Here is a 13,121-nt window from a genome sequence, read left to right as displayed (position 1 = left end):
GCACCGGGTGGCGGCCCGCTACGGTGTGCAGATGGAGCTCGTCGAATTCGAAGCCGCCGCCGAGGCCGCGGTCCCGCCGGCCGAGGCCTTCGAACGCGTGGTCCCGCGCGACGACGCCACCCTCTTCACCGGCTACCTCGTTCTGCCGGCCGTGGTGGCCGTGTCGGAGCAGACCGGCCCGTGGAACACGCCGGGGGAGGCCCGCACCGTGCACCTGTCCGACGGCAGCCGCTTCCGTGAGCACCTGCAGCGCTTCGAACCGCCCGCGGATCCCGCCGCCACCGGCGTCTTCGACTACCGCGTCACCGACTACACCAAGATCCTCGGCCGGCTGGTCTCCGACGCCCAGGCCCGCTGGCGGTTCGAACCGCTGCCCGGGGGCGGATCGCGCATCCGCTGGTCGTACGGCTTCCGCCCGCGCCCGCGCTGCCGGTTCGTGGTCCGCCGCCTCATCGGCCCGCTCTGGTCGGTCTACATGCGCCGCAGCCTGGCCGTCTGCGTGCGGGTCGCCGAGGGGCGTGAGTGAGCGGGCGACCCCTCGGATGACGGCGGTCCTGCTCACGGGTTCCCGAGCGCCGGCCACCCTCGAACTGGCCCGGCGCTTCGCCGAGGAGGGCGCGTTCGTGGTGGTGGCCGACTCGCAGCCCGCCCTCACCTCGCGCTCCTCGGCGGTCGGAGCCGCCTATCGGGTGCCTTCCGCGCGCTTCCGCCCGAGCGAGTTCGCCCGGGCGATCGACGGGATCGCCCGCCGTCACGACGTCGACCTGGTCGTGCCCTGCTGCGAGGAGATCTTCTGGCTCTCCGGATCGGCCGACCGCCTCGGCGCCCGGCTGTTCGCGCCCGCGCTGCCCGTCCTGCGCCGCCTGCACGACAAGGCCGACTTCGGCGAGCTGCTCACCGAGCTGGACATCGCGCATCCGCAGACCGAGGTGCTCGCCTCCTCGTTCGCCTGGCGCCGGCGGAGCGCGGTCCGACGTCGCAACCCGGAGGCGGCGCTGATCGCGAAGCCCGCGTTCTCCCGCTTCGGCGCCGAGGCGATCATCGTGCCGGCCGGCGCCGATCTGCCTGCCCTGCCGAGGGTCGATGCCGATCAGCGCTGGCTGCTGCAGGAGTTCGTGACCGGCGAGGAGTTCTGCACCTATGCCGTGGCGGTCGACGGGAGCCTCACGGCGTTCGTCGCCTACCGGCCGGTCACCCGGGCGGGCCGGGGAGCCGGTGTGGCCTTCGCGCGTCTCGACGAGGCCGACCCGCTCTCGGTGCAGGCGCGCTCGATAGCCGCGCGACTCGCCTCGGCGCTGACCTTGACCGGACACTTCGGGCTCGATCTGATGCACGCCGCCACCGGCGTCCAGGTGCTGGAGTGCAATCCCCGGGCCACCAGCGGGGTGCACCTGTTCGCTCCCGGCGATGGGCTCGCGGGCGCGTTCCTCGGGCGATCGGCCGGCAGGCCGAGCCGCGAGGGGGCCCGCCTGGGCCTGCCGCACCTGATGTATGCCCCGAGGAGCATCCGTTCACTCGCGCAGCTCCGTGAGGCCGCCCGCCAGGTGCGCTCGCCCGATGTTCTGAGCCAGCCCGGCGACCGCATCCCGTTCCCGGTGCTGCTGCGCTCGCTCGCGGTGCAGAGCTCGGTTGCCGCGAAGAACGGCGTGTCACTCCTCGCCGCCTCCACGCTCGACATCGAGTGGAACGGCGAGGCCATGCCCCCGCGCGCAGCGCGCGGTGTGCCGCACCCGCCGCCCGAGGTCGCCGATGGACTTCCTCCCACCCGGTACGACGGCTCGGACTGGCCTCGCCGGCTGGCGGCCGAGGTCGACGCCGCGGGTGGCCTGTCCGCGCTGGTCGAGAACCTCGGATGCGACTTCGGCACGGTCCGGATCGGCGGTCTCGACCTGCCCATGACCCGGCCGGCCCCGAAACCCGCCACCACGCCCACGCGGGCGCGCGCCCCGAAGGCCGCCACCACGCCCACGCGGGCGCGCGCCTCGGAACCCGACAGCTACGTCTCCTCACCCATCTCGCACTACGTGCACTACGCCCGCGAAGAGCTGGCCGTGCTCGATTCCTGTGTGTGGCGGGCCGTCGGCGGCGCGGTGGTCGGCCTGCTGGGTGGCGTGTTGCGTGCCGGCCGGGCCGATGACATCCTCCTGCTCGGCAACGCTCCCGTGTCGACCAACCTGGTGCCCGAGCTCCCGGAGGCGGCCCTCGCGGAGGTGACGGCGCGGCTGACGCGCGCACACCCCGAGCTCGCGTTGGGCTGGCGGAGCGTCCACGCCCGCGGGGGAATCCGTCCCGAGGTCCTGCGGCGATGCGGATACCGTCTGATCCCCTCGCGGAGCGTGCTCTTCACCGAGACGCGCGGCACCGAGTGGGAGCGCCCCCGCGACACCGCACGGGACGCCGCCGTGCTGCGCGACTCGGGCTACCGGGTGCGGGACGCGCCGATCGATCCCGCCACGGGAGTCTCCCCGCAGCCCGTGCGGAGGCGTCTCGCCGAGCTGTACTCGATGCTCTACGTGCAGAAGTACTCGCGCCTGAACCCCCGCTACACCGAACGCTTCGTCGAGGCGGCTCAACGCAGCGGCCTGCTCCGTTTCACCGTGCTCGAACGGGACGGCCGGATCGACGGCGTCGTCGGCACGATCGTCGCCAACGGCTTCCTGGCCGCCCCGTTCGTGGGCTACGACACCGCGCTCCCGCAGGAGGCGGGCCTGTACCGCATGCTCAGTTACCTGATCGCCCGGCGCGCGCACGAGGCCGGCGTGCGGCTGCACGGCTCCAGCGGCGTCGCCGACTTCAAGCGCAACCGGGGGGCCGAAGCCGAGACCGAGTACCTGGCCGTCTTCACCAGGCATCTGCCGCCCGTACGGCGATTCGCCTGGTGGTTCCTCGACCAGGTGATCCGCCGCGTCGCCCTTCCCCTGGTGCGCCGTCGAGGCCTCTGATCGGCGCACGAAATCCGGCGCGGCCCAGAAAGGTACAAACGCATGAGCATCAAGCGCTCTGGTAGCCAGAACATACGGCAGGTAGGCATGGGGTGTGAGTTCGATCAATTCCGAAGCGGCCCGTGTGCTGGGTGCCCGCATCCGGGATGAACGACAGCGGTTCGCCATCAATCAGATGGAACTGGCCGATCTGGCCGGCCTGCACTTCACGAACCTCGGCAAGATCGAGCGTGGCCAGGCCAACCCCTCGCTGCACACGATCCTGCGGATCGCCGGCGCACTGAACCTCAACCCGGCCGTGCTGGTCGACGGCCTCACGGCCGACATGCTTCCCGATCGCCCGCACAAGATCACCGTGGCCGACCTCATCCGCGCCCGCGAGCAGGGCGAGGCCCGCGAGAGCTGACCCCGCGGCCTCAGAAGCTCACCCGCCAGAGGTATTCGTCGTCGTTCGGCCGGAACCACCGGATGATCAGCACCGCCGACACCGGCAGGGTCGAGCCGCGGATGCGCAGCCGCACCTCCTGCCCGGGCGCGAGCAGCAGCGGCGGGCTCGCCCGCATCATGCCGGTGCCGATGAGGGTGAACGACAGCCCGCGCAGGGGCTCGTCGCCGATGTTGCGCAGCAGGTAGCTGCGCGGTGCGTCACGCCGGTCGAGCCGGAGCGGCACCGGGTAGGCGAGGGGTTCGGGGCGGTGAAGGAGGTCGGTTCTGCGTGCCATACCCCCACCGAAACCCCGACCACCGACGATCAGGCCGCCCCCGGCCCCTCGAACGCCCCCTGTGGATAACTCCGCCTGATTCACACCCCCGTTGCGGAGGCATATCGGTCCAGAGCCTCGTCGATCGGACCGTCGAAGACCAGGCGGCCCTTCTCGAGATACAGCCCGCGCGTGCAGAACCGGCGGAGGTCCCGCTCGTTGTGCGACACGAAGAACAGCGTGCGTCCGCCGGCCAGGAGCTCTTCGATGCGGCGATAGCACTTCTCCCGAAAGCCCTTGTCGCCCACGGCCAGCACCTCGTCGACCAGGATGATCGGCTCCTCCAGCTGTGCGATCACCGAGAAGGCGATCCGCACCCGCATGCCGCTGGAGAGGTGCTTGTACGGGGTGTCGAGGAAGTCGCCGATCTCGGCGAACTCGATGATCGAGTCGAATCGCTCGTCGACCTCGCGGCGGCTCATGCCGTGCAGCCCGGCAGTGAGATAGACGTTGTCGCGCACCGAGAGGTCGTCGACGAACCCGCCCGTGATCTCGATCAGCGGCGCGACGCCCTCGAGCACGCGCACCTGCCCCTCATCCGGCAGCACCACCTCGGCCACCAGCTTCAGCAGGGTCGACTTGCCCTGGCCGTTGCGGCCGATCACGCCGATAGCCTCGCCGGCGGTCACCGTGAAGTCGACCCCGCGCAGCGCCCAGAACTCGTCGGGGCGAGCACGCCGCCCACGCCCCGCGAACAGGTCTTTGAAGCTGCGCCGCGCGCGCCGGTTGCGCTTGAACCGGATGCCCAGCCCCTTCGCCTCGATGACGACCCGCCCCGGCATCTCAGATCTCCTTCAGCACGGCGCGTTCGGAGCGCCGGAAGACGAGCACGCCGATGGCGAGCAGCAGCACCGACATCCCGGCCCCCACGCCCACCTGCAACCAGTCGAGCTGATCGGCGAAGAACCCCGTGCGGTACAGCGCGAAGATGCCGCTCAGCGGATTGAAGGCCGCCCACGGCTGCAGGTTCTCGGGCAGGTCGTGCGTGCCGTAGATGATGGGGGAGGCGTAGAACAAGAACCGCAGGGCGAGTTTCACGGCCCGCTCGAGGTCGCGGAAGAACACCACGAGCGGCGCCACGATCAGCGCCACGCCCATGGTCAGCACGGCCTGCAGCAGGATCGCCAGGGGGAACAGCAGCAGCCCGGGGTTCACGGTCGCGCCCGCCAGGATCGCGAACACGGCGAGCACGGGGAGGCTCGCGACGAACTCGATCCCCTTCGAGAGCACCAGCCGGTTCACCCAGATGGTGCGCGGGATCTTGGTGGAGCGGATGAGCTTCGCCTCGCGCAGGAAGGCCCGTGTCGCATCCGACACCGTGCCGTTGAACCACATCCAGGGCAGCAGTGCCGTCAGCAGGAACACGATGTAGGGCTGCGTACCCACCTCGCGGTCGAAGACCTGAGTGAATACGAACCAGTAGATCCCGGCCATCACCAGCGGATCGAGGATCGACCACAGGTATCCCAGCGCCGAGGTCGAGTACCGCACCCGCAGGTCGCGCCGCGTCAGCAGCCACAGCGACCGCCGGTACCGCGCCCATCCGCCGTAGGCCCGCCCGCCCGAGGCGCCAGCCACCGTCGATGGTGTCGCTGCGCTCACGTGGTCGGGCCCCTTCGGAATGGATCGAGGCCGATTCTAGCCCGACCGCCCGGGCCGGGCCGGTTCAGACGTAGAGGTTGGCTCGTACGAGGTCTTCGGCGAAATCAACCTCGACCGCGTACAGGTCGGAGATGTCGATCGGCTCGACGAGCACGCCGTCCTTCTCGATGGCGAGTTCGAGGCCGCGCTCGAAGTAGTCCTGGTCGTTCACGCGCTGCAGGTGGCGGATGAAGGCCGCCTTGTCGCGCGCCGAGATGTAGTTGATGCCCACGGCCTCGCCGAGCCCGCCGACGACCGTCTTGGACAGCTCGTCGATGTAGCCCTCGGCCGTGGTGGTGTACTTCACCTCTTCGTCGGACACCTTGGCGGTGTTGACGGTGACGAACGACTGGTCGCGCGCGATCATGGCGACCGTGCGGTCGAGCACGGCCGGGTCGAACACCACGTCGCCGTTCATCCAGAGCACTCCGCCCGAACCGGAGGCCTGGAGGGCGCGCAGCAGGCTCTTGGAGGTGTTCGTCTGGTCGTACTCCTCGTTGTAGACGAAGGATGCCTCGGGGAACGCCTCGATGATGTGCTCGAGTTTGTAGCCCACCACGACGGTGACCTTGGCGGCGGAGCCGAAGGTGTGGCGGATGTTCTCGAACTGCTGGCCCATGATGGTACGGCCGTCGCTGAGTTCGGTGAGCGGCTTGGGGAGGGAGCGGCCGAGGCGGCTTCCCATCCCGGCGGCGAGAATGACGACCTGGGTGGTCACGATGGTCTCCTTCGGTCTGCGCTGAGAGGGGGAAGGAATGCGTGGAACACGGGCGGGAGGGCCCGGAAGATCGAGGGGGACCGGAGCAACCGTATCGACGGAGTTCGGGCCCGGTTAACCTCACGGACACATTCCAGACACCTCGTCATGCCTGTTTGCAGTGTACTGTGAACCGTTTCGGGGGCAACGGATGCGACGTGTATCGTTTCTGTTTCGTGATGCGGCCATCGGGGGCCCGGAGTGTCAGACTGGATGCTTCGTGCACGAGCGACGTCGGCCTGTGCGGGGCCGAAGAGGGATTGATAGGTTAGTGCGGTGAGCTCAGAGTCGGACACTCCCAACACCTCAGGAGCGCCCTCTGGGAGCGCGCGCGCACCCCGACGGGCTCCGGCGAAGACGGCTTCGGCCACCACCGCGGCGCGGCAGCCCGCGAAGCGCACCACCTCGGCGGCGGCCAAGTCCCCGGCCCGCAAACCCGCCGCGAAGGCGACTCCGGATGCGGCCGCCCCGCCCGTCGACGACGTCACCGCGGCAGAGCCCGTCGCGGCCACCCCGCCCGAGGCGATCGGCGCCGCCGAGCCCAGCACGGCGGTCCCGCCGAAGGCTCCCGCCAAGCGCCCGGCCACGCCGCGCAAACCCGTGCAGCGCAAGCCCGCCGGAACGGCCGCCGCGGCCGCCCCCCGCACGCCGGCCAAGCCGCGCACCCCGCGCACGCCCGCCCGTCCGCGCACCGCCGCGAGCATCCCGCCCTCCGTGGTGCGCGACCTCGACCCCACGAACATCGTGCTCTCGATCGCCGGTCTGGTGAAGAAGTTCGGTAGCACCACGGCTGTCGCCGGCATCGACATCGACGTGCCGCTCGGCTCCTTCTACGGCATCGTCGGCCCGAACGGCGCCGGCAAGACCACCACGCTCTCGATGGTCACCGGCCTGCTGCGCCCCGACGGCGGCTCGATCACCGTGCTCGAGCAAGACGTCTGGCGCGATCCCGCGGCGGCGAAGCGCCTGATCGGCGTGCTGCCCGACCGCCTGCGCCTGTTCGACCGCCTCACCGGCCGCCAGCTGCTCTACTACTCCGGCACGCTCCGGGGCCTGGACTCGGCCACGGTCGCCCAGCGCAGCGACGACCTCGCCACCGCCTTCGGCCTCGAAGACGCCCTGGGCCGCCTGGTCGCCGACTACTCCGCGGGCATGACGAAGAAGATCGCGCTGGCCTGCTCGATGATCCACTCGCCGCGCCTGCTGGTGCTCGACGAGCCGTTCGAGTCGGTCGACCCGGTCTCGGCGGCCAACGTGGTCGAGATCCTCGAGAAGTACGTCGCCGGAGGCGGCACCGTCGTGCTCTCCAGCCACAGCATGGACATGATCCAGCGGGTCTGCGACCGGGTCGCGATCATCGTCGAGGGCGAGGTGCTCGCCAAGGGAACGGTCGACGAGGTGCGCCTGGGCGGCACGCTCGAGCAGCGGTTCGTCGAACTCGCGGGCGGCCGCAAGAGCGCGGAAGGCATGGAATGGTTGCTGAGTTCCTCCGACTGAAGCTCCGGCTTCTCGGCAACACCTTCAAGCGGAGCACCCCTCAGCTGGTCGGCATCATCATCGCGGTGGCCTACGGCGTCATCATGACCGTCATCCTGGTGGCGGTGCTGTTCTCGCTCCGCGACGCCGGCCCCGAGACCGCCCGCAACGCGGTCGTGATCGGCGGTTCCCTGGTCGTGGCCGGGTTCTTCTTCATCCCGCTGGTGTTCTCGGTGCGCGACCGGATGGATCCGCGATCCTTCGCCCTGCTCGGTGTGCCCGAGGGGCGGATCGCCTTCGGCCTGCTCGCGGCCGCCTTCCTCAGCGTCCCGGCGCTGTTCGTGACCGTGCTGAGCCTGGCCACCATCGCCACCTGGTCGGTGTCGCCCGGATCGGCGCTGCTGGCCGTGCTGTCGGCCGTGCTCGGCGCCGTCACCTGCGTGCTCGGCGCGCGCCTCACCGTCTCGCTGGCCGCCTTCGCGTTCGCCACCAAGCGCGCCCGTGAGGTGGGAGCCGTGGTCGGCGTGCTGGCGATCGTGGTGATCGTCCCCGGCGTGCTGCTGCTCATGATCACGAGCTGGGGCGCCGACGGCGGCACCTTCTTCGGCTCGCTCGAGCAGATCCTCGGCTGGACGCCGCTCGGCGCCGTCTGGGCGGTCCCCGCCGATGCGGCGAACGGCCAGTGGGTGTTCGCCGTGCTGAAGCTTTTGATCGCCCTCGCCACGGCCGGCCTGCTCTGGCTCGCCTGGAAGGGTCTCGTGGCGCTCATGGTCGTCACGCCCGGCCGCGACGTCCCGGAGCGCGAGCACGCCGGGCTCGGCTGGTTCGGCGGCACGCCCGCCACGCCCACCGGCGCCGTCGCCGCCCGCTCGCTCACCTACTGGGCGCGCGACTCGCGCTACTACGCGCAGCTCGTGATCGTGCCGGTCGTGCCGCTGGTGGCCGTGATCGTCTTCGTGTTCGTCGGGGTGCCGATCGAGTACACCGCGCTGCTGCCCGTGCCGCTGATGTGCGTGTTCCTCGGCTGGGTGGTGCACAACGACGTCGCCTTCGACAACACCGCCATCTGGCTGCACATCGCCGCCGGCCGCCTCGGCGTGGCCGACCGCCTCGGCCGGATGCTGCCGGCCGTGCTGATCGCCATCCCGCTGATCGGCGTGGGCTCGTTCCTCAGCGTGATCTTCGCCGACGAGCTGGATGCCCTGCCCGCGGTGCTCGGCACGAGCACCTGCCTCGTGCTGGTGGGCCTGGGTCTCGGCAGCATCTTCTCGGCCCGCTTCCCGTACGCCGCCACGCGGCCGGGCGACGGGGCGTTCACCCAGCCGCAGTCGACCGGGGCCGTCTCGGTGCTCGCCCCGATGTTCTCGTTCGTCGGCACCGTGCTGCTGTCGCTGCCCACCATCGTCTACGGCGTGCTCGGCGTGTTCGTCGACCCCGCGTACTACTGGCTCTCGCTCTGGACCGGCCTCGGGGTCGGCGTCGTGGTGCTCATCGTCGGGGTCGCCTGGGGTGCCTTCCTGTTCGACCGCCGCGGGCCCGAGATCCTCGCGGCCGCCCAGCGCAACTGACGGCGGGCTCCGGCAGACGATCTAGAATCGTCTGCATGGACGATCCTGCACGCGCTCGCGTCTCCGAACCGGGCGGCCTGCCCGACGGCGGCGGCGGAACCACGACCCTCGACCGCGAGCTCGAAGAGCTGCTCAACACCGAGAACATCGATCCGGGCGACCACGAGCGGTTCTCGCACTACGTCGAGAAGGACAAGATCCTCGAGTCGGCGATGACCGGCAAGCCCGTCAAGGCGCTCTGCGGCAAGAAGTGGACCCCGGGCCGCGACCCGGAGAAGTTCCCGATCTGCCCCACCTGCAAGGAGATCTACGAGCGCCTGCTCGACGAGTAGCCGAACGGGCTGAGCGGATGCCCCCCACGGGTCGGCTCACACGGTGACGTAGGCCGTCGGCAGCACCGGATCGCCGGCCGCCAGGCGGAAGGCCTGGTCCGGCAGCTCGCGCAGCACCGCCTCGCGGTGGGCCCGCGCCTCGCGCACCCCGGCGGCGCCCAGGAGGGCCGGATCGGCGACCCCGTCGACCATCAGCGGCACGTGCAAGGCCCGGCCGGCCGCATCCGCCGGCGCGGAGTCGCCCACGTAGATCGTCTCCGACGTGGCCACACCGTTCCCGTCGAGCAGGCGCACCGGATGCTTCCGGCCGCCGTGACTGGCCTTGTCCACCGACTTCTTGGCCACCGACACCCACCGGCCGTCCTCGCCCTGGCGCGCCACGAGCTTGTAGACCATGCCGGCGGCCGGATGCCCGGAGCCGGTGACCACGGAGGTGCCCACCCCGAACGAGTCGACCGGCGTCGCGGCCAGCGCGGCGATCGCGTACTCGTCGAGATCGTTGGTGACGGTGATCTTCGTGCCGGTGTTGCCGAGCCCGTCGAGCTGCCGGCGCACGGCCTGGACGAGGGTGAGCAGGTCGCCCGAGTCCAGTCGTACGGCACCGAGCGAGGGCCCGGCCACGCGCACGGCGGTGTCGATGCCGGTGGGCACGTCGTAGGTGTCCACGAGCAGCGTGGTGCCCGATCCGAGGGCCGCCACCTGGGCGCGGAACGCGTCTTCCTCGGAGTCGTGCAGCATGGTGAAGGCGTGCGCGGCGGTGCCCATCGTGGGCACGCCCCAGGTGCGGCCGGCCTCGAGGTTGGAGGTGGCGCCGAAGCCCGCGATGTAGGCGGCGCGGGCGGCGGCCACCGCCGACCACTCGCCCGTACGCCGCGATCCCATCTCGGCGATCGGCCGGCCACCGGCGGCCGAGACCATCCTCGATGCCGCGCCCGCCACCGAGGAGTCGTAGTTGAGCACGCTCAGGATGAGGGTCTCGAGGATGACGCCCTCGGCGAAGCTGGACTCCACGACGAGCACGGGGGAGTTCGGGAAGTACACCTCGCCCTCGCGGTAGCCGCGGATCGTGCCCGAGAAGCGGTAGTCGGCGAGCCAGTCGAGCGTGGCCGGCGCCACCACGTTCTCCCGCCGCAGGAACTCGAGTTCGGCGTCGCCGAAGCGGAAGCGGCCGATCAGCTCCAGCAGCCGCCCGGTGCCGGCCACGATCCCGTACCGCCGGCGCCCCGGCAGCGTGCGCCCGTAGGCCTCGAACACGCTGGGGCGGGCGTGCGTGCCGGCGCGGATGGCCGCATCGATCATGGTGATCTCGTAGCGGTCGGTGAGCAGGGCGGTGGACGCGATCACCCTCCGAGCTTAGGCCGTGCCGGCGGCCGCGCGCAGGGGCGGGCCCGGCACGCGGGCTAGGCTGTTGTCCCGTGAGTGATGCACCGATCGGGATCTTCGACTCCGGGGTGGGCGGCCTGACCGTGGCGCGCTCGGTGCGCGATCAGCTGCCGAACGAGTCCATCCTGTACGTGGGCGACACGGCCCATTCGCCGTACGGGCCCCGTCCGCTGGCCGAGGTGCGGCGCTTCGCGCTCGAAGTGCTCGACGACCTCGTCGCGCAAGATGTGAAGATGCTCGTCATCGCCTGCAACACCGCGTCGGCCGCCATGCTGCGGGATGCGCGTGAGCGGTACGACGTGCCGGTGATCGAGGTCATCCAGCCCGCGGTGCGCACCGCCGTCACCACCACGCGCAACAACAAGGTCGGCGTCATCGGCACGGCCGGCACCATCGCCTCGCGGGCGTACGACGACGCCTTCGCGGCCGCCCCGCACCTCGAGCTGTTCAGCCAGGCCTGCCCGGAGTTCGTCGAGCACGTCGAGGCCGGCGACACCACCAGCCGCGAGCTCGTCGCACTGGCCGAGGGCTACCTGCGCCCGCTGGTCGACCAGGGCATCGACACCCTCGTGCTCGGCTGCACCCACTACCCGCTGCTGAAGGGTGCCATCTCCTACGTCGTGGGCGAGGGCGTGCGCCTGGTCTCCAGTGACACCGAGACCGCCAACGACGTGTACCGCACCCTCGTGCGTACCGGCATCGAGCGCACCTCGCCCGGCCGCCCCCGCTACCGCTACGAAGCCACCGGCGGCAGTGCCGAGGAGTTCATCCGCCTGGCTGAGCACTTCCTCGGCCCCGAAGTCTCATCCGTCGAACTCGTCGAGACCGGCGTCATCCCCATCCCCCCGATTCTCAGGAGAAACCCGTGACCGACAGCACCGCATCCGCCGCCCCGAGCAAGCCCCGCAAGGACGGCCGCACGAACGACCAGCTGCGCACCGTCACGATCGAGCGTGGCTGGAGCGACCAGGCCGAGGGCTCGGCGCTGGTCTCGTTCGGCAAGACCAAGGTGCTGTGCACCGCATCCTTCACCAACGGCGTGCCGCGCTGGAAGTCGGGCTCGGGCAAGGGCTGGGTCACCGCCGAGTACGCGATGCTGCCCCGCTCCACGAACGACCGGATGGACCGCGAGGCGGTCAAGGGCAAGATCGGCGGCCGAACCCACGAGATCTCGCGCCTGATCGGCCGCTCGCTGCGCGCCGTGGTGGACATGAAGGCGCTCGGCGAGAACACCATCGTGATCGACTGCGACGTGCTTCAGGCCGACGGCGGCACCCGCACCGCGGCCATCACGGGCGCCTACGTGGCCCTCGTCGACGCCATCGAGTGGGCGCGCACCAAGAAGTTCATCGGCCAGAAGTCACAGCCTCTGCTCGACTCGGTCTCGGCCGTCTCGGTGGGCATCATCGACGGCACCCCGATGCTCGACCTGGCCTACACCGAAGACGTGCGCGCCGAGACCGACATGAACGTGGTGGTGACCGGCCGCGGCCTCTTCGTGGAGGTGCAGGGCACCGCCGAGGGCGCGCCCTTCGACCGCAGCGAGCTGAACGAGCTGCTCGATCTCGCCCTGGTCGGCACCGCCGAGCTCGCCGAGCTGCAGACCGCCGTGCTCGCGGCACCGGCCGAGTAGGCGGTCGACGGATGCGCGTGGTGCTGGCCACCCACAACCCCGGCAAGGTGCGCGAGTTCCAGGGCATCCTGGGCGCCATGCTGCCCGAGCTCGAGATCGTGGCCTACGACGGCCCGGAGCCGGTGGAGGACGGCACGAGCTTCGACGAGAACGCGCTGATCAAGGCGCGCGCCGCGGCGGCGCACACGGGGCTGCCGGCGCTGGCCGACGACTCGGGGATCTGCGTCGACGTGCTGGGCGGGGCGCCGGGCATCTTCTCGGCACGCTGGGCCGGCCACGGCCGGGGCGCCCAGGCCAACCTCGAGCTGCTGCTCGACCAGCTCGCCGACATCGCGCCCGAGCACCGCTCGGCGCACTTCACCTGCCACATCGCGCTGGTCGTGCCGGAGACCGGATTCGAGCAGGTCGTCTCGGGGGAGTGGGCGGGGTCGATCGCCGCTGCACCGCGCGGCGACGGCGGGCACGGCTACGATCCGATCTTCCTGCCCGAGGGCCTGGAGGTCACCGCCGCCGAGCTCACGGCCGAGCAGAAGAACGCCCTCAGCCACCGCGCACGCGCCTTCGACGCCGCCCTGCCGGTGCTGAGAATGAGCCTCATTACTGACTAGGCCGAACGGTGGCCCCGCGG

General features: G+C 70.9%; 14 protein-coding genes. 9 read left to right on the top strand and 5 right to left on the bottom strand.

Going from position 1 to position 13,121, the window contains the following annotated elements; all coding sequences use genetic code 11:
• The first annotated feature begins 31 nt into the window (after positions 1 to 31).
• The 3 genes from ACN4JJ_RS18900 (at position 32) to ACN4JJ_RS18890 (ending at position 3,348) form a co-directional block, all read left to right on the top strand.
• Positions 32 to 526: an SRPBCC family protein gene (locus ACN4JJ_RS18900; protein WP_440711447.1), complete on the top strand. Its 495-nt coding sequence runs from the start codon at positions 32 to 34 to the stop codon at positions 524 to 526.
• 16 nt (positions 527 to 542) lie between these two features.
• A complete protein-coding gene (locus ACN4JJ_RS18895; RefSeq protein ID WP_440711446.1) occupies positions 543 to 2,942 on the top strand; it encodes a GNAT family N-acetyltransferase in 2,400 nt (799 codons plus the stop codon).
• Between the two features lie 94 nt (positions 2,943 to 3,036).
• Positions 3,037 to 3,348 (top strand): helix-turn-helix domain-containing protein, encoded by a 312-nt coding sequence (locus tag ACN4JJ_RS18890; RefSeq protein ID WP_440711445.1) that lies wholly within the window; start codon positions 3,037 to 3,039, stop codon positions 3,346 to 3,348.
• A 10-nt stretch (positions 3,349 to 3,358) separates the two neighbouring features.
• Here ACN4JJ_RS18890 and ACN4JJ_RS18885 read toward each other — a convergent pair whose 3' ends face one another.
• The 4 genes from ACN4JJ_RS18885 to ACN4JJ_RS18870 form a co-directional block, all read right to left on the bottom strand.
• On the bottom strand, positions 3,359 to 3,664 hold the full coding sequence (locus ACN4JJ_RS18885) for a hypothetical protein (protein WP_440711444.1): 306 nt from the start codon (positions 3,662 to 3,664) through the stop codon (positions 3,359 to 3,361).
• An 80-nt stretch (positions 3,665 to 3,744) separates the two neighbouring features.
• A complete protein-coding gene (locus ACN4JJ_RS18880; RefSeq protein WP_440711443.1) occupies positions 3,745 to 4,485 on the bottom strand; it encodes an ABC transporter ATP-binding protein in 741 nt (246 codons plus the stop codon).
• Position 4,486: 1 nt separating this feature from the next.
• Positions 4,487 to 5,281, bottom strand: coding sequence for an ABC transporter permease (locus tag ACN4JJ_RS18875; protein ID WP_440711533.1), 795 nt, complete (start codon positions 5,279 to 5,281; stop codon positions 4,487 to 4,489).
• An 88-nt stretch (positions 5,282 to 5,369) separates the two neighbouring features.
• Positions 5,370 to 6,062: a phosphocholine cytidylyltransferase family protein gene (locus ACN4JJ_RS18870; RefSeq protein WP_440711442.1), complete on the bottom strand. Its 693-nt coding sequence runs from the start codon at positions 6,060 to 6,062 to the stop codon at positions 5,370 to 5,372.
• 315 nt (positions 6,063 to 6,377) lie between these two features.
• Between ACN4JJ_RS18870 and ACN4JJ_RS18865 the strand changes: the two genes are divergently transcribed.
• From ACN4JJ_RS18865 to ACN4JJ_RS18855, 3 genes are read left to right on the top strand one after another with little or no spacing between them, the layout of a single operon-like run.
• A complete protein-coding gene (locus ACN4JJ_RS18865; RefSeq protein WP_440711441.1) occupies positions 6,378 to 7,598 on the top strand; it encodes an ABC transporter ATP-binding protein in 1,221 nt (406 codons plus the stop codon).
• Positions 7,574 to 9,145, top strand: a complete 1,572-nt coding sequence (locus ACN4JJ_RS18860; protein ID WP_440711440.1) for a hypothetical protein — start codon at positions 7,574 to 7,576, stop codon at positions 9,143 to 9,145. The genes ACN4JJ_RS18865 and ACN4JJ_RS18860 overlap by 25 nt, the downstream gene beginning before the upstream one ends.
• 35 nt (positions 9,146 to 9,180) lie before the next feature.
• Entirely contained in the window at positions 9,181 to 9,477 is a 297-nt protein-coding gene (locus ACN4JJ_RS18855) for a DUF3039 domain-containing protein (protein ID WP_440711439.1), read from the top strand.
• 36 nt (positions 9,478 to 9,513) lie between these two features.
• Here the strand turns inward: ACN4JJ_RS18855 and ACN4JJ_RS18850 are convergent, their stop codons facing one another.
• Positions 9,514 to 10,821 carry a nicotinate phosphoribosyltransferase gene (locus tag ACN4JJ_RS18850; RefSeq protein ID WP_440711438.1) on the bottom strand — a complete coding sequence of 436 codons (1,308 nt, stop codon included), beginning with the start codon at positions 10,819 to 10,821 and terminating at the stop codon, positions 9,514 to 9,516.
• 71 nt (positions 10,822 to 10,892) lie between these two features.
• On the opposite strand from ACN4JJ_RS18850, the gene murI reads away from it, so the two are divergent.
• The 3 genes from murI to rdgB are packed head-to-tail and all read left to right on the top strand — an operon-like array spanning position 10,893 to position 13,101.
• A complete protein-coding gene (gene murI / locus ACN4JJ_RS18845; protein ID WP_440711437.1) occupies positions 10,893 to 11,729 on the top strand; it encodes a glutamate racemase in 837 nt (278 codons plus the stop codon).
• The gene (gene rph, locus ACN4JJ_RS18840) at positions 11,726 to 12,493 is read left to right on the top strand and encodes a ribonuclease PH (RefSeq protein ID WP_440711436.1); all 768 of its coding nucleotides are present in this window, start codon (positions 11,726 to 11,728) and stop codon (positions 12,491 to 12,493) included. The genes murI and rph overlap by 4 nt, the downstream gene beginning before the upstream one ends.
• An 11-nt stretch (positions 12,494 to 12,504) precedes the next feature.
• A complete protein-coding gene (gene rdgB, locus ACN4JJ_RS18835; protein WP_440711435.1) occupies positions 12,505 to 13,101 on the top strand; it encodes an RdgB/HAM1 family non-canonical purine NTP pyrophosphatase in 597 nt (198 codons plus the stop codon).
• Positions 13,102 to 13,121: the final 20 nt, after the last annotated feature.

Origin of the sequence: Herbiconiux dendrobii, from assembly GCF_052048175.1 — a bacterium.
GTDB lineage: Bacteria > Actinomycetota > Actinomycetes > Actinomycetales > Microbacteriaceae > Herbiconiux.
Note: the sequence above shows the minus strand (reverse complement) of the source record. Positions and strands in the feature narration are given on the sequence as shown.

What these genes read in the sequence shown, in the direction of transcription:
- rdgB (WP_440711435.1), top strand. Translation starts at nt 12,505, where the DNA reads ATGCGCGTGGTGCTGGCCACCCACAACCCCGGCAAGGTGCGCGAGTTC.
- ACN4JJ_RS18860 (WP_440711440.1), top strand. Translation starts at nt 7,574, where the DNA reads ATGGTTGCTGAGTTCCTCCGACTGAAGCTCCGGCTTCTCGGCAACACC.
- ACN4JJ_RS18900 (WP_440711447.1), top strand. Translation starts at nt 32, where the DNA reads ATGGAGCTCGTCGAATTCGAAGCCGCCGCCGAGGCCGCGGTCCCGCCG.
- ACN4JJ_RS18855 (WP_440711439.1), top strand. Translation starts at nt 9,181, where the DNA reads ATGGACGATCCTGCACGCGCTCGCGTCTCCGAACCGGGCGGCCTGCCC.
- ACN4JJ_RS18880 (WP_440711443.1), bottom strand. Translation starts at nt 4,485, where the DNA reads ATGCCGGGGCGGGTCGTCATCGAGGCGAAGGGGCTGGGCATCCGGTTC.
- ACN4JJ_RS18885 (WP_440711444.1), bottom strand. Translation starts at nt 3,664, where the DNA reads ATGGCACGCAGAACCGACCTCCTTCACCGCCCCGAACCCCTCGCCTAC.
- ACN4JJ_RS18895 (WP_440711446.1), top strand. Translation starts at nt 543, where the DNA reads ATGACGGCGGTCCTGCTCACGGGTTCCCGAGCGCCGGCCACCCTCGAA.